This is a genomic window from Enterococcus sp. NPDC086594 (genome assembly GCF_044746145.1).
In the GTDB taxonomy this organism is placed as follows: Bacteria; Bacillota; Bacilli; order Lactobacillales; family Enterococcaceae; genus Enterococcus_D; species Enterococcus_D entomosocium.
Map to the genome: position 1 here is coordinate 53696 of NZ_JBIVBP010000004.1, position 15035 is coordinate 68730.

General features: G+C 44.7%; 16 protein-coding genes and 1 other annotated feature. Of the genes, 15 read left to right on the plus strand and 1 reads right to left on the minus strand.

Annotated features, from left to right (window positions below):
- The first annotated feature begins 74 nt into the window (after positions 1–74).
- The 9 genes from gltX to ACIPK1_RS08030 all read left to right on the plus strand — a co-directional run bounded on the left by gltX (position 75) and on the right by ACIPK1_RS08030 (position 6979).
- Entirely contained in the window at positions 75–1532 is a 1458-nt protein-coding gene (gene gltX, locus ACIPK1_RS07990) for a glutamate--tRNA ligase (RefSeq protein WP_195265652.1), read from the plus strand.
- Positions 1529–1727, plus strand: a binding site (T-box leader). It overlaps the preceding gene by 4 nt.
- Before the next feature lie 65 nt (positions 1728–1792).
- Entirely contained in the window at positions 1793–2329 is a 537-nt protein-coding gene (gene epsC / locus ACIPK1_RS07995; protein WP_034872105.1) for a serine O-acetyltransferase EpsC, read from the plus strand.
- Positions 2322–3734, plus strand: coding sequence for a cysteine--tRNA ligase (gene cysS / locus ACIPK1_RS08000; protein ID WP_005232905.1), 1413 nt, complete (start codon positions 2322–2324; stop codon positions 3732–3734). Before epsC ends, cysS begins: the two co-directional genes overlap by 8 nt.
- A complete protein-coding gene (locus ACIPK1_RS08005; protein WP_005232904.1) occupies positions 3731–4153 on the plus strand; it encodes a Mini-ribonuclease 3 in 423 nt (140 codons plus the stop codon). Before cysS ends, ACIPK1_RS08005 begins: the two co-directional genes overlap by 4 nt.
- A complete protein-coding gene (gene rlmB, locus ACIPK1_RS08010) occupies positions 4119–4958 on the plus strand; it encodes a 23S rRNA (guanosine(2251)-2'-O)-methyltransferase RlmB (RefSeq protein WP_005232903.1) in 840 nt (279 codons plus the stop codon). Before ACIPK1_RS08005 ends, rlmB begins: the two co-directional genes overlap by 35 nt.
- Positions 4955–5473 (plus strand): NYN domain-containing protein, encoded by a 519-nt coding sequence (locus ACIPK1_RS08015; protein ID WP_301388896.1) that lies wholly within the window; start codon positions 4955–4957, stop codon positions 5471–5473. Before rlmB ends, ACIPK1_RS08015 begins: the two co-directional genes overlap by 4 nt.
- Before the next feature lie 95 nt (positions 5474–5568).
- Entirely contained in the window at positions 5569–6132 is a 564-nt protein-coding gene (locus tag ACIPK1_RS08020) for a sigma-70 family RNA polymerase sigma factor (protein WP_005232901.1), read from the plus strand.
- An 87-nt stretch (positions 6133–6219) separates the two neighbouring features.
- Entirely contained in the window at positions 6220–6465 is a 246-nt protein-coding gene (locus tag ACIPK1_RS08025; RefSeq protein WP_005226417.1) for a Veg family protein, read from the plus strand.
- A gap of 61 nt (positions 6466–6526) precedes the next feature.
- On the plus strand, positions 6527–6979 hold the full coding sequence (locus tag ACIPK1_RS08030) for a GNAT family N-acetyltransferase (protein ID WP_016611661.1): 453 nt from the start codon (positions 6527–6529) through the stop codon (positions 6977–6979).
- Between the two features lie 96 nt (positions 6980–7075).
- Here ACIPK1_RS08030 and mscL read toward each other — a convergent pair whose 3' ends face one another.
- A complete protein-coding gene (gene mscL, locus ACIPK1_RS08035; protein WP_005232898.1) occupies positions 7076–7522 on the minus strand; it encodes a large conductance mechanosensitive channel protein MscL in 447 nt (148 codons plus the stop codon).
- A gap of 161 nt (positions 7523–7683) precedes the next feature.
- On the opposite strand from mscL, the gene yfmF reads away from it, so the two are divergent.
- The 6 genes from yfmF to recA all read left to right on the plus strand — a co-directional run bounded on the left by yfmF (position 7684) and on the right by recA (position 14835).
- Positions 7684–8952: an EF-P 5-aminopentanol modification-associated protein YfmF gene (gene yfmF, locus ACIPK1_RS08040; RefSeq protein WP_301388892.1), complete on the plus strand. Its 1269-nt coding sequence runs from the start codon at positions 7684–7686 to the stop codon at positions 8950–8952.
- A complete protein-coding gene (yfmH, locus tag ACIPK1_RS08045; protein WP_196043913.1) occupies positions 8945–10243 on the plus strand; it encodes an EF-P 5-aminopentanol modification-associated protein YfmH in 1299 nt (432 codons plus the stop codon). The genes yfmF and yfmH overlap by 8 nt, the downstream gene beginning before the upstream one ends.
- 464 nt (positions 10244–10707) lie before the next feature.
- Positions 10708–11610, plus strand: coding sequence for a helix-turn-helix domain-containing protein (locus ACIPK1_RS08050; protein WP_005232895.1), 903 nt, complete (start codon positions 10708–10710; stop codon positions 11608–11610).
- Between the two features lie 131 nt (positions 11611–11741).
- Positions 11742–12323: a CDP-diacylglycerol--glycerol-3-phosphate 3-phosphatidyltransferase gene (gene pgsA / locus ACIPK1_RS08055; RefSeq protein ID WP_005232894.1), complete on the plus strand. Its 582-nt coding sequence runs from the start codon at positions 11742–11744 to the stop codon at positions 12321–12323.
- A 127-nt stretch (positions 12324–12450) separates the two neighbouring features.
- Positions 12451–13689, plus strand: a complete 1239-nt coding sequence (locus ACIPK1_RS08060; protein WP_005232893.1) for a competence/damage-inducible protein A — start codon at positions 12451–12453, stop codon at positions 13687–13689.
- A 102-nt stretch (positions 13690–13791) separates the two neighbouring features.
- A complete protein-coding gene (recA, locus tag ACIPK1_RS08065; RefSeq protein ID WP_008376737.1) occupies positions 13792–14835 on the plus strand; it encodes a recombinase RecA in 1044 nt (347 codons plus the stop codon).
- Positions 14836–15035 lie beyond the last annotated feature (200 nt).

Here is a 15035-nt window from a genome sequence, read left to right on the forward strand (position 1 = left end):
TTTCCCACTAAACTGAACAATAAGCCCCAAGCAGCTTGGCTGGCTTGGAAATCAGATGAAGGAAGAGGAAAACAATGACAAAAGTACGTGTACGTTACGCGCCAAGTCCAACAGGACATTTACACATCGGGAATGCTCGGACGGCTTTATTCAATTATTTGTTTGCTCGTCACAATGACGGTGAATTTATTATCCGAATCGAAGACACCGATCAAAAAAGAAACATTGAAGATGGTGAAAAAAGCCAGCTTGAAAACTTGCAATGGTTAGGGATGGATTGGGACGAATCACCTGAAAATCCAGGGGAATATGGGCCGTATCGTCAATCAGAACGCGGCGATATCTACCAACCACTGATCGATCAATTGCTCGCAAGTAATCGTGCGTATAAGTGTTATTGTACGGAAGAAGAGTTGGAAGCCGAACGCGAAGGCCAAAGAACGCGTGGCGAAATGCCTCATTATGCAGGGAAATGTGCCAACTTAACACCGGAAGAGCAAGCCGAAAAAGAAGCACAAGGCTTGAAACCAGTGATTCGTTTCCGTGTCTCTCGCAATACTGAATACAAATTCCATGACATGGTCAAAGGCGAGATCGTTTTTGAATCAGATAATGTCGGTGGCGATTTTGTCATCCAAAAACGTGATGGCATGCCGACCTACAACTTTGCAGTAGCAGTGGATGACCATCATATGAAAATCACCCATGTGTTGCGTGGAGATGACCACATCGCCAACACACCAAAACAGTTGATGATCTATGAAGCATTTGGCTGGCAAGCACCGGAATTCGGGCATATGACGTTGATCATCAATAGCGAAACTGGGAAAAAATTAAGCAAACGGGACGAATCGATTCTGCAATTCATCGAGCAATACCGTGAATTGGGTTATTTGCCAGATGCTATGTTCAACTTTATTGCACTTTTAGGCTGGTCACCAGTTGGGGAGGAAGAAATTTTCTCTCAAGAAGAATTGATCAAAATCTTTGATCCTGAACGGTTGAGCAAATCACCAGCTGCCTTCGATGCCAAGAAATTGGAATGGGTCAATAACCAATACATGAAACAAATGGATTTGGATGAATTGACGGCAATGTGCGTTCCTTACTTGGTAAAAGCTGGCCGCATCGAAGAAACATTGACCGAAGAAAAAGCTGCTTGGTTGAAAAAAATCGTATCCTTGTATCAACCACAAATGAGTTTTGCGGCTCAAATCGTCGATCTTTCGGAATTGTTCTTCGAAGAACACCCTGAATTAGATGATGCAGCCAAAGAAGTCTTAGCAGGAGAAACCGTACCGACGGTTTTGACAGCCTTTAAAGAAAAATTACAGGCGATGCCAGTCGTTGAGGCTGCGGCAGTCAAAGCAGCCATCAAAGAGATCCAAAAAGAAACAGGCATCAAAGGCAAGAATTTATTCATGCCGATCCGCGTGGCGGTCTCAGGCCAAACCCACGGACCAGAACTACCAGATACCGTTGAATTATTAGGGAAAGAAAAAGCCCTTGATCATTTGAATAACGTGTTATAAACACAGCGAATAGACGAAGTACTAGCCGATTTTTTTCAGAGAGACCACGGAAGGTGAGAGTGGTCAAAAAAGGCTAGGAAATGCACCTAGGAGTGGCTTTGGCGCAAGTCAAAGACGAAGCAGCGGACGTTACCCGCTTGAAGGCAGTGCCGAACTGCGAACAAAAGTGGGACCACGCAAAAAAGCGTCTTTTGAATAAGGAAACTTATTTGAAAGACGCTTTTTTCGTATCAAGAAGTTTGGATAAAGCAGGTGAGAAGATGACTTGGTTCAAAAAAGCAATTGCGGCAACAAAAAAACACGATCCGTCGGTGCGATCAACGTTGGAGATCATCATCACGTATCCGGGATTCCATGCCTTATTTTGGCATCGTTGGGCGCACTTTTTGTTTCAGCATCGCTGGTATTTTTTGGCAAAACTGACGGCCCAGTTTTGGCGTTTCTTGACCGGGATCGAGATTCATCCTGGTGCCCAGATCGGCCAAGGGGTCTTTATCGATCATGGGATGGGGGTCGTGATTGGGGAAACGGCGATCATTGAAGATGATGTCGTCTTGTTTCACGGAGTCACCCTGGGGGGAACCGGCAAAGAGCGGGGCAAGCGTCATCCCACGGTTAAAACCGGTGCGTTTCTCTCAGCCCATGCGCAGATCTTAGGTCCTGTCACGATCGGTGAATATGCAAAGATCGGCGCCAATGCAGTGGTTTTGAAGGATATCCCCGCAGAAGCAACTGCTGTCGGCATCCCGGCAAAGATCGTTCGAATCAAAGGAAAGAAGGTTACCCACGATGATTAAAATCTATAATACGCTGACACGAGAAAAAGAAGTGTTTCAGCCATTGGAAGAAAAGAAAGTAAAAATGTATGTTTGCGGACCCACCGTCTATAACTATATCCATATCGGGAATGGCCGCAGTACTGTTTCATTTGATACCGTACGTCGTTATTTCGAATACCGCGGCTATACAGTGGACTATTTGATGAATTTTACTGATGTCGATGATAAAATCATTCGTGCAGCAAAAGAATTAGGTACGACGGCCCCAGAAGTGGCAGAGCGTTTTATCAACGCCTTCAATGAAGATACTGCAGCGCTGAATGTCAAACCTGCTACGATGAATCCTCGTGTGATGGATCATATTGAAGACATCATTGCCTTTATTGCTGCTCTTGTAGAAAAAGGCTATGCCTATCCAGTCAATGGCGATGTTTATTACCGTACCCGTAAATTTGCTCACTATGGGCAATTAAGCGACCAATCCATCGACGAGCTGGAAGTCGGCGCAAGCCAGCGAACCGGTGAAGAACAAAAAATCAAGGAAGATCCGTTGGATTTTGCTTTGTGGAAAGCGGCAAAAGGCGATGAGATCGCTTGGGAATCTCCTTGGGGAGCCGGCCGTCCCGGCTGGCATATCGAATGCTCGGTGATGGCGACCAAACACCTAGGCGAGACCATCGATATTCATGGAGGCGGACAAGACTTGACCTTCCCTCATCATGAAAATGAGATCGCCCAAAGCGAGGCAAAAACCGGCAAGACCTTTGCCAACTATTGGATGCATAATGGCTATGTGACGATCGGTGAAGACGAAGAAAAAATGAGTAAGTCGCTGGGCAACTTCGTCACGGTGCATGAGATGGTCAAAAAAGTTGATCCACAGGTGCTGCGTTTCTTTTTGGCAACGACTCAGTACCGCCGACCAATCAAATACAGCGAGACTACCTTGCATGAAGCACAAACCAATCTGCAAAAATTGCGTACGACCTATGAAAATGCCAAATTCCGCTTGAATAGCAGTCACTATCAAGCCAGCGATGAGGAAGTCAATGCACCGGTTCTGGAAGAATTTGAAGAACGTTTCATCAAAGAAATGGACGATGATTTCAACGCGGCTAATGGAATCACAGTGGTCTATGAATTGGCGAAGTGGCTGAACTTAGCTAGCGAAGACCCAGAAACAGACTTGGCTTTATTAACCGCTGGATTAGCCAAGTTCAGCGAATGGCTGACGATTTTCGGGATTTATTTTGTATCAGAAGAATTGCTAGATGAAGAAATCGAACAGCTGATCAATGAACGAATCGCCGCCCGCAAAGCCAAAGATTTTGCCCGCAGCGACCAAATCCGTGATGAGTTGAAAGAACAAGGGATCATCTTAGAAGATACCCCGCAAGGAACCCGATGGAGACGAGAAGTATGAGAGATTATAAACAATTGAATGGTTTGGCATTGGCCTATGTGGGGGATGCGGTCTATGAAGTCTATATTCGCGATTATTTAGTCGCCCAAGGCCAAACCCGACCAAACCAACTGCACCATATGGCGACCCACTATGTATCTGCCAAGGCCCAAGCAGCGTTGATCCAAAAGATGTTGGATGAAGAGATCTTGACCGAAGAAGAACATGATTTTTATCGTCGCGGCCGTAATAGTAAAAGTCATACGGGTGCCAAAAATGCCGATGTCACGACGTATCGCATCGCTACTGGCTTTGAATCGCTGATCGGGTATTTGCACCTCACGCAGCAAAAAGAACGCTTAGACGAGCTGGTAGACTGGTGTATAAAGAAAGTAGGAGAAGAAGATGCGAGAAAAACCGCAAAGAAAGCGTCCAAATAAAAAAACAGCTGGCCAATCAGAAGCCAGAAAAGAAAATAGACCGGATCGCCGCAAAGAAGCTGAGGGAGAAGCCATCGAAGATAATTTTGTCTTTGGCTATCATGCGGTTGCTGAAGCCTTGAAAGAAGGGCGAGGCAACAAGCTGTTTCTTTCTGAAGAGGCAAGGGGAGAAAAGATCGATCGTCTGAAAGAAATGGCACGGGAACAGGCAGTTCCTGTCAAATGGGTGCCAAAACAAAAGCTGGATACGATGAGTGACCAAGGGGTCCATCAAGGCATGATCTTGGCGATCACCCCTTACCAGTATTTGACCTTGGATGAATTGTTGGCCCAAACGAAAGAACAGCCGCTGTATCTGATTTTAGATAATCTAGAAGATCCCCATAATTTCGGCTCCATCATGCGAACCGCTGATGCCAGCGGCGTAGACGGGATCATCATTCCGAAACACCGTGCGGTGGGGATCACGCCGATCGTGGTGAAAACATCGACCGGCGCAGTGGAACATATCCCTGTGGCTCGAGTGACCAACTTGACCCAAGCAGTCCAGCAGCTGAAAAAAGCTGGTTTTTGGATCTTCGGTACTGATATGAGTGGCAGTGATTACCGCACATGGAATGCCCAAGGGGCGGTCGGTTTGATCATCGGTAACGAAGGTCGCGGCATGGGGGAAGGTTTGAAAAAAGAAGTGGATCAAATGCTGACGATCCCAATGACCGGGCACGTGCAGAGCTTGAACGCCAGTGTGGCGGCAGGCTTGTTGATGTATCAGGCCTTTACTAGCCGAAATGGGGCATCCCAATGAAAACCCCTTTGCTGATCGTGGATGGCTACAATATGATTGGCGCTTGGCCGGAGCTGGTTCTTTTGAAAAATCAGGACCGTTTAGAAGATGCGAGAGAAGCTTTGCTGAACCGGCTATCGAATTATGCAAAATATGAAGGCTTGAGAATCATCGTTGTTTTTGATGCCCAACTGGTGCCTGGTGTGACACAAAGTTACACCAAATATCAGCTGGAAGTTATTTTTACCGAAGAAGGAGAGACCGCCGACAGCTACATTGAACGAATCGCTGGTGAGTTAAACAATCGATTGACGCAAGTCACCGTCGCTACCAGCGATTTAGCCGAACAGTGGGTGATCTTCTCTCAAGGTGCCTTACGAACTTCGGCACGGGAATTGTACAAAAGCGTGGAAAAAACGGAAAAAGACATCTACGAGCATCAAACCGATTTGCGGTTTGAAAATTTCCGGCGCAATTCCCCTTGGTCACCGGAACAATTAGCTGAACTTGAAAAGAAATTGCACGACCTTAGTTAGGGACAAAGTTGGTCTGTTAAATTAGAAGATGTCCCAGCCATTTATGATACGCTCCTTTTGTAGCAAATGAAGCAAAAACAAAAGGAGTGATATCGATGCGCAGGGAAGAAGGACAAGTATCACACCCTTCTGATAGATTTGAAGAGTTGTTCAGAAAATATCGACCGATCGTTGAGATTTTGCATAAAAAATATTATCTGCGGGATTATGACTTAGATGATTGGCTGCAAGAAGGCCGGATCGTTTTTAATAAGTGTCTAAAGACTTACGATCAGGACAAAGGAACGACGCTGGGTATCTTGTTTAAGCGATCCTTTGAAAATCGTATCTGCAGCTTGTTGCGGGCGCAGCATGCCCAAAAACGCAAAGCCCAAGTCGATGCCTGCTCGCTGGAAGAAAAGCTTTCACAAGAAGGCAATCGGTTTTTGACCGATCATAATCGCTGTGCGGAAACTGCAGAGACCTATTTGTTTGTTAATGAATCGTTGGTAGAGTATCCGAAAAGTTTATCGTCTTTAGAAAGAATGGTTATAATGAATTATTTAAAAGGATTAGAACTTGATCAGATTGCGGCTCAAGAAAAGCTGTCTTACGAAAAAATAAAAAGCGCTTTCAGTCGTGGTAGGACAAAATTGATAGCGCTTATCAAAGACGTTTAACAAAAATCTTATTGAAAGTAGAATTATTTTATGGTAAACTTGAAATTTTCTGCATTTCGTGGTATAATGATGCTCGAGGTGAATGCGATGCCAACAACTTTAGCTACAATCAAGAAAGATTTAGAAGGCCGTATCGGTAGTGAGATTATGCTAGTTGCTCAGACTGGACGTAAGCGTCAAACTGAACGTCGCGGCGTTTTGACAGAAACTTATCCTTCAGTTTTTGTTGTAGATTTGGATCCAAACGAGAATTCATTCGAGCGGGTTTCTTATAGTTATTCAGATATTTTAACCAGAACTGTTGAGATTGAATTTTTATCGGAAGCTGTTTGAAACAAGAAGAGTTGACACTTTGTTGACTCTTTTTTGGTTCAACAAGATAAGGAGTGATGGGATGGCGTTTTTTCTAAAAGAGTTAGGGGAAATGACTGGGGTGGAGTTTTATCAACTTGCCCGTTTGCGCACAGCAGTTTTTGTGGTGGAACAAGCGTGTGCGTATCAGGAGATCGATGCGATCGATGCACAGGCCAAACATTTATGGGCCCTTGATGAGGACGGGCAGGTCGTTTCGTATGCCCGTATTTTCCAGCAGGAACAAACGGTGCATTTTGGTCGGGTCATTGTGGCACCGGCATACCGGGGGCAAAAAGAAGGCCATCGTCTGATCAAAGAAGTTTTGCATCGCATTGAGCAGTGTTATCCGGCTTTGCCTATTGAGATCGAAGCACAAGCCCACTTAGAAAAATTCTACGGCCAGTATGGCTTTAAAACTATTACACCGCCTTTTTATGAAGACGGGATCCTGCATGTCGGGATGAAAAAAGAAGCAAGCACAGCGACTCTCTAGAGAGGTTCGCCGTGCTTGCTTCTTTTAGTGCTATGATTGATGGATCGGATGAATCCGAATTGCTTCTTTTGTCCTTAATGACAAAGAGCCGGTTTCTTATCTGATCGTATCGTCCAATGATGTTGGACGTGGATCAACGGTGTTGGCAGTAGGCGTTTGCGCTTTTAAAAGATCACGAATCTCTTCTAAATAATCCTCTGCAGTGATTTCTGGTACTTCGTCTTCCTCAGGTTGTTGTTTCAGATTGCGTAATTTGTTCACTGCTTTGACAATCAAGAACAAGACAAATGCGGTAATCAAGAACGTAATAATGGCAGTGATGACGCGGCCAAAATCAAAGACTACATTTTTGGCGGGTTCAAAGACCAAGCCAGAAAAGGCATCGGCGTTACCGAAGAGTGATAAGATCCATGAAACCAATGGTGTCAGCAATCCTTCAACTAAACTAGTGACGATTGCGGTGAAGGCACTCCCGATTACGACCCCGATCGCCAAGTCAATGACGTTTCCTCGTAAAATAAATTCTTTAAATTCTTTAATCATCCTGTATCCTCCCTTCTAAATCTTACTGACAGTATAGCGAAAAATGCAAGATTTATAAAAAAAAACGCTCGCTGCAGCAGGTTTGATCAATGAGCCAAGGAGAAAGTTTGTCAGCTATGCTATAATTGAAGAGATAATTTTGCTTCTAGAAGGGGTGTCACATGTCTATTGAATTAAAAAAAGGTGTTCGGTTAACGGTGCTGCCGACCAAAAAGTATAAAACGATCCGTTTTTTCGTTCGGTTCACTGCACCATTGCAGGCCGAAATGACCGCCAAACGGACTTTATTGACTAGTTTATTAGAAACGACTAGTTTGGCTTATCCGACGCAGACCGCATTTAGCAGTCAACTGGCGGAGCTTTACGGTGCCAGCTTCGGAATGAATGTCAACAAACGGGGCAATCTGCATCAAATCAATGCAGCGATGTCCTTTGTCAACGGGAAGTATGTGTCAGATGAAGCAGTCTTGCCGCAAGCAGCCGCTTTTTTAGCAGAAGTTTTGTTCCATCCGAATGCCCACGAGGAGCAATTTGAGGAAAAGAACTTTACCATCGAAAAGCACAACTTGATCGCCTATATGAACAGCGTGGCAGAAGATAAGCAAGCATTGGCTTCTTTAGGGCTGCAAGAGTTGTATTTCGAAAACGATCAGAATCAGAAGTATCCGAGCTTTGGCCGTCCCCAAGACTTAGAAGCTGTGACCGCAAAAGAGCTTTACCAAACCTATCGCTCAATGATGGACAATGACCAAATCGATCTTTTTGTGATCGGCGATGTGGTTGAAGCAGAAGTCGCGGAGATTTTCCAGAACATGGCCTTTACCGATCGGCCAGACCAAGCAATACCGGTCTTTTATCAGCAAGCGGCGGAAAATATCATTCGCGAGAAAATCTTGCGGGAACCAATCATTCAAGCCAAATTGAACTTAGGCTATCATACTGGCGTGTATTATGACCAAGCCGAGCGGATCGCCTTTATGGTCTTCAACGGGTTGTTTGGCGGATTCCCTCATTCAAAACTGTTTATGAATGTCCGAGAGAAAGAAAGTTTGGCTTATTATGCTTCCAGCAGTATCGATACGTTTCGCGGGTACTTGTCGGTCCAAACAGGAATCGACGGCAAAAACCGCAACAAGGTCTTCAAATTGATCGAACAACAGCTGCAAAGCTTGCAGCGTGGCGAAGTCACAGCGGAAGAACTGGCACAAACAAAAGCGATGTTGAAAAACCAGTACTTGCTTTCGTTGGATAACCCACAAGCACTGATCGAAGCAGCCTATCTGAATCAGTGGGTACCGAATACGAAAATGACGGAAGATGAATTTATGCAGAAATTGGCTCAAGTGACCGTAGCAGATGTCCAAGCATTGGCCAAAAACGTGTCCTTGCAAGCTGTATTCTTCCTGGATAAGGAGACGACCCATGAATAAAAAAGTCTATCAGCAAATCAATGAGACCCTTTATGAAGAAGTATTGCCAAACGGCTTGAAAGTTTTTTTGCTGCCAAAAGCCGATTTCCATAAAACTTACGGACTTTTCAGTACGAACTATGGCTCTGTCGACAATCATTTCGGGTTTTCACCCGAAGCATTGCATCAAGTTCCAGATGGCATTGCCCATTTTCTAGAGCACAAACTATTTGAAAAAGAAGACGGCGATGTCTTTCAAACCTTTGGTCAGCAGGGGGCTTCTGCCAATGCCTTTACCAGTTTCACGAAAACCAGCTACCTTTTTTCGGCAACCGATCAAATCAAGCTGAACCTTGAAACGTTGATTGATTTCGTTCAAGCCCCGTATTTCACAGAAGAAACCGTTGAAAAAGAAAAAGGGATCATTGGCCAAGAAATCCAAATGTATGATGACGATCCGAACTGGCAGCAGTTTTTCGGCATCATCAAAAATTTGTATCCGAAGCACCCCCTGCATATCGATATCGCTGGTACGGTGGAAAGCATTGCGCAGATCACCGCAGAAGACTTGTATCTTTGCTACAATACCTTCTATCACCCAAGCAACATGACACTTTTTGTGGTAGGCAATATCGATCCGGAAGAAACGATGGCGTGGATTCGGACCAATCAAGCGGCCAAGACCTTTCCAGAAACGCAAGCGATCATTCGCCAGTTTCCTGAAGAAACCTTTGCCGATATTCAAGCAGAATCAAGTCTTACCATGCCAGTGACACGTGCTAAAGGCGTGTTAGGGATCAAAGGGGACTTGAACAAACTGCCGGAATCAGGAAGAGAGCTCTTACGCTTCAAAAATGCGTTGAACCTTTTCTGCCAATTGGTTTTAGGCAATACTTCCGCCAATTATTTACGTCTGTATGATCAAGGCATCATCGATGACACGTTTGGATTTGAAGTGAACTTGGATCGCGGCTTTTACTTTGCCGATTTCTCGGGGGATTCTGAAGAGCCAAAAGAAATGTTGGCAGAGATCGAAGCGATCTTAATGAATTTCCAGCACGACCCAGAGATTAATGAAGAAAACTTGACGTTATTGAAGAAGAAAATGCTAGGGAAATATTTCCAATCACTGAACTCATTGGAGTTTATTGCAAATCAGTTTACCCAAAGCTTATTCGGTGAAACGACGCTCTTTGATCTACCGGAGGTAATCCAATCGATCACTTTGGAAGATGTTCAGCAAGCGGCTCGTTCCTTTATCGATCCTAAAGCGTTTAGCCGTTTTTACATGTATCCAACGGAAAAAGCCTAAGCGAAGGCTGGTTTTGTCAAACAGCTGTCATTTAAGCGACACTGAATGATTCAAGGAGGAAGGCCCAACAGCTCAAGGGCTGCCCAACTCCTAGATCATTCAGTGTTTTCTTTTTGCGTCAAAGGGTGGTTTTTTCTTGCATTTTGATGCCAATTTGGCGAAAAGTATTAAAATTTGTTTGCGAGTTGTGGTTAGGCTATCCTCAGACTTTTTCTTTTATGGTATTCTTTAATTATTGAAGCAAAATCTTTTTTTGTTTTTTTGCAAAAAATCACGGAAAAAATGTTATATTTAGTAGACGACGCGCCCAGATGGAAATCGGCGTGACGGAGTTTTTTTTATTGACTGATACAGGGAACCCCTGTTTTAAAATGATAGAGCAGCTTTGCTGACCTTACGACAAGCAGCGAAGCGATTTTAGGGCTTTTTTTAAAGATGAATAAAAGACTGGAGTAGATGATCGAGTGGCCAACGAAACAACGATTGGAGCAAAATTACGGCAAGCCCGTTTAGATAAAAACATTTCATTGATTGAATTACAACAAATGACAAAGATCCAAAAACGCTATTTAGAAGCAATTGAAGCGGAGCGTTTTGATCAATTGCCAGGCACTTTTTATGTCCGCGCGTTTATTCGCCAATATGCAGCAGCGGTTGGAGAAGACGGCGACAAATTGGTGGCCGTTTTTGATGGCAAAGATACGTTAGACGCCCCCTTACCAAAAAGACCGCAGCCTGAAACCGTCAGCGGCTCACGAAAAGCACAGCACGTAGAAGAAAAAAGCGGCTCATTTGTCGTCCGCTATTTGCCGATGATTCTATTAGGCCTGGTTGCCATTACGATCGTGAGTATCGTGGGCTACATGGCTTGGCAAGACCGTAATACAACACCGATGATCCAAGGGAGTTCTTCTCTCGTGGTAGAAAATTCGGCGTCTACAGCTTCCACCACGACAAGTACGGAAGAAACCAGTACTTCGAGTGAAGCGACGGAGTCCTCAAGTACGACGGAATCCAGCGAAGCGAAAATGACGATGACTGCCAGTGATTCGACGCAATCGTCGATCACGATCACGATGAAAGATGCAGAAAACCCTATTGAATTGGCATTTACTGGGCTAGATGCTTCTTGTTGGGTCGGTGTACAAGTTGACAATGCTTATGTGTACCAATACACTCTACAAGCAGGGGAAACGCAATCAATGACGCTGCCAGAAGGCGCCACGAATGCGACTTTGACCCTGGGCGCAAGCCAAAATATCTCCATCAAGGCCAATGGACAGGAAGTGGACTTTTCTGATCCACAATTTGAATTGTTACAAAAGACGGTCCGTCTCGTGATTGAATACCAAGACGATGCGGCATAAATCTGACAAATGCGCCTTATTGAGGTATCATTAGCTAAAAGTTATCTGTTGCACCCGACTGGTGAAAAGCAGAAGTAGTGGCATGATTTGCCGTTATTTCGTACAATAGTCGGCAGAGAGGAGTCTATTTCGTGAATTTACCCAATCAATTAACTGTATTACGGATCATTATGATCCCCATCTTTATTTTGGTCTTGGTTTTGCCGATCGATCTTGGCACGATGACCGTTGGTACGACACAATTAGAAAACACCCACCTTATTGCAGCGATCCTTTTTGCGGCAGCCAGCATTACGGACTGGCTAGATGGCAAGATCGCTCGTTCCAGAGGCCTTGTTACCAACTTCGGGAAGTTTGCTGACCCGTTAGCAGATAAAATGCTCGTCATGACGGCTTTTATCATGCTGGTCGAATTAGACAAAGCCCCAGGCTGGGTAGTTTCGATCATCGTTTGCCGTGAGTTGGCAGTGACAGGTTTACGCTTGTTGTTAGTGGAACAAAGTGGCGAAGTCATGGCTGCTGCGTGGCCGGGGAAAATCAAAACCGCGACACAAATGGTTGCGATCATTTTCTTGTTCTTGAACAACATTCCCTTTTCAATGATCGGTTTACCTGTCGATCAAATCATGTTGTATCTATGCTTGATCTTTACGATCTATTCCGGGGTCGATTATTTCATAAAAAATACGAATGTTTTTAAAGATTCTATGTAAAATTTCTAGATTTAGATAAAGAAGCGATAAAAACAAGGATACAAGTCACGAAAGTTCAGAAGTTTTCTGGACTTTTTTTGTCAATATGAAAGACTTTTACGTATCTGATAAATGAAGGAGTAAAAGAATGAAAGCAGAAATTATTGCAGTCGGGACCGAATTACTTTTAGGACAGGTGGTGAATACGAACGCGACCTTCTTGTCAGAAGAACTTGCAAGTCTAGGGATCGATGTTTTTTATCATAGTGTTGTCGGGGACAACCCCAATCGCTTAGAGGAATTGCTGACGATCGCCGACAAACGCAGCGACTTGATCGTGCTGTGCGGCGGCTTAGGGCCCACCGACGATGACTTGACGAAACAAGTCACTGCGCGCCATGTGGGACAGGAATTAGTGCGAGATGAACCAGGTTATCACCAATTGAAAGCCTTCTTTGAAAACAGTCAACGGAGGATGACGGAAAACAATTTGCGGCAGACCTTAGTCTTCAAAGACGGTGTGTCTTTGCCAAATCCCAATGGACTAGCGATCGGGATTTTTTATCAGACAGCCGCTACCAGTTATTTGCTGCTGCCAGGACCGCCAAGTGAACTGCAGGCGATGTTTCTTACCCACGCAAAACCACTTCTGTTAGAGCAGTTTCCCCAAGAAGAAGTCTTGCTTTCTCGCGTTTTGCGCTATTACGGGATCGGGGAATCGGCGTTGGTCACAGAATTGGCCGATTTGATCGAGAACCAAGTCAATCCCACCATCGCCCCTTATGCCAAACCCAATGAGGTCACATTGCGTCTGACGGTCAAAACCGCAGATGAGGCGCAAGGAATCAAACAATTGGATGCATTAGAAGAAACCGTCCAAGCACGGGTCGGTGCGTATTTCTATGGATATGGGGAACAAAATTCGCTGGCAGAAACAGTCGTCGATCTACTAATCGAGAAAAAGAAAACCGTCACCGCAGCGGAAAGTTTGACCGCTGGTTTGTTTCAAGCGACCCTAGGAGGGATTCCTGGCGTCTCTGAGGTGTTTCCCGGTGGGTTCGTGACATATTCTGCTGGAACAAAAAGCAAGCTCTTAGGCATCGATTCAGCGCTTTTAGAAAGCTATGGGACTGTTAGTCAGGAGTGTGCGGAAGCAATGGCCGTCTATGCCCGCAAACAAGCAGAGACCGATTATGCGGTGGCCTTCACCGGTGTTGCTGGTCCAGACGAACTAGAAGGCCAGCCCAAAGGCACTGTTTGGATCGCCTTAGCTTCTGACAAAGGCGTCTCAAGCCAGCTGTATCACTTCAACCGCGACCGCGCCTACATTCGGCATAGTGCTGTCATGGCAGGCTTAAATCAAATACGTAAGGAATTATTAAATTAATGCGAATGTTTGTTCGTTTTTTCTTGCAATTTCCCTTCAGAAGGACTATTATTATCTTATGAACGACACACGAAAGTGATGAATATAAGGAGGATTATCCGTTTGGCAGATGATCGTAAAGCAGCCTTAGATGCTGCACTAAAGAAGATTGAAAAGAACTATGGTAAAGGTGCCATCATGAAGCTTGGCGAAAAAGTTGATCAACAAATTTCAACGATCCCAAGTGGTTCATTGGCCTTGGATGTTGCATTAGGTGTAGGTGGTTACCCACGAGGACGGATCGTAGAAGTTTACGGACCAGAAAGTTCTGGTAAAACGACAGTTGCTTTACATGCCATTGCGGAAGTCCAAAAAAATGGCGGTACAGCAGCATTTATCGATGCCGAACATGCGTTAGATCCTCAGTATGCGCAAAAATTAGGTGTAAATATCGATGATCTTTTGTTATCACAACCAGATACAGGGGAACAAGGATTAGAGATCGCTGACGCCTTAGTTTCAAGTGGTGCGGTTGATATCGTAGTTATTGACTCGGTAGCAGCTTTAGTCCCACGGGCGGAGATCGATGGTGAAATGGGTGATACCCACGTTGGTTTGCAAGCTCGTTTGATGTCACAAGCATTACGGAAACTTTCTGGTTCCATCAACAAAACGAAAACGATCGCGATCTTTATCAACCAAATTCGCGAAAAAGTTGGGATCATGTTTGGGAATCCAGAAACGACACCTGGTGGACGTGCGTTGAAATTCTATTCAACCATCCGTTTGGAAGTACGTCGTGCTGAGCAATTGAAATCCGGTACAGATATCATCGGGAACCGCACGAAGATCAAAGTAGTCAAAAACAAAGTAGCGCCACCATTTAAAGTAGCGGAAGTCGACATGATGTATGGTCTAGGTATTTCCCAAGAAGGTGAATTATTGGATATGGCCGTGGAACAAGACATCGTCGATAAAAGCGGTGCGTGGTATGCCTATAAAGGGGATCGTATCGGTCAAGGTCGTGAAAACGCCAAAAACTATATGCGTGAACACCAAGAAATGATGCTAGAAGTTTCTGCTCGCGTCCGCGATGCTTACGGGATTGGAACAGGAGAGACCGTAACCCTCGAGGAAGCGCAAGAAGAATTACCGTTAGACGAATAAGTCTTGAAAAAGCCAAACAACCTCGTTGTTTGGCTTTTTTGTGGCTTTTTGCTAGATTCATCTATTGTTGAAAAAACATCCGTAAAAAGGAAGGGTTGCGAAAGTTTACTTTATTATTTAAAGTTGACACTCTTGTGTTCAAACATTAGAATAAACGTATGTGGATTTCCACATAAGAAGTAGCGAATTGATAATTTTGT

Excerpts from the sequence above, each read along its gene's own strand:
- gltX (WP_195265652.1), top strand. The coding sequence starts at position 75 with ATGACAAAAGTACGTGTACGTTACGCGCCAAGTCCAACAGGACATTTA.
- epsC (WP_034872105.1), top strand. The coding sequence starts at position 1,793 with ATGACTTGGTTCAAAAAAGCAATTGCGGCAACAAAAAAACACGATCCG.
- cysS (WP_005232905.1), top strand. The coding sequence starts at position 2,322 with ATGATTAAAATCTATAATACGCTGACACGAGAAAAAGAAGTGTTTCAG.
- ACIPK1_RS08005 (WP_005232904.1), top strand. The coding sequence starts at position 3,731 with ATGAGAGATTATAAACAATTGAATGGTTTGGCATTGGCCTATGTGGGG.
- rlmB (WP_005232903.1), top strand. The coding sequence starts at position 4,119 with ATGCGAGAAAAACCGCAAAGAAAGCGTCCAAATAAAAAAACAGCTGGC.
- ACIPK1_RS08015 (WP_301388896.1), top strand. The coding sequence starts at position 4,955 with ATGAAAACCCCTTTGCTGATCGTGGATGGCTACAATATGATTGGCGCT.
- ACIPK1_RS08020 (WP_005232901.1), top strand. The coding sequence starts at position 5,569 with ATGCGCAGGGAAGAAGGACAAGTATCACACCCTTCTGATAGATTTGAA.
- ACIPK1_RS08025 (WP_005226417.1), top strand. The coding sequence starts at position 6,220 with ATGCCAACAACTTTAGCTACAATCAAGAAAGATTTAGAAGGCCGTATC.
- ACIPK1_RS08030 (WP_016611661.1), top strand. The coding sequence starts at position 6,527 with ATGGCGTTTTTTCTAAAAGAGTTAGGGGAAATGACTGGGGTGGAGTTT.
- mscL (WP_005232898.1), bottom strand. The coding sequence starts at position 7,522 with ATGATTAAAGAATTTAAAGAATTTATTTTACGAGGAAACGTCATTGAC.
- yfmF (WP_301388892.1), top strand. The coding sequence starts at position 7,684 with ATGTCTATTGAATTAAAAAAAGGTGTTCGGTTAACGGTGCTGCCGACC.
- yfmH (WP_196043913.1), top strand. The coding sequence starts at position 8,945 with ATGAATAAAAAAGTCTATCAGCAAATCAATGAGACCCTTTATGAAGAA.
- ACIPK1_RS08060 (WP_005232893.1), top strand. The coding sequence starts at position 12,451 with ATGAAAGCAGAAATTATTGCAGTCGGGACCGAATTACTTTTAGGACAG.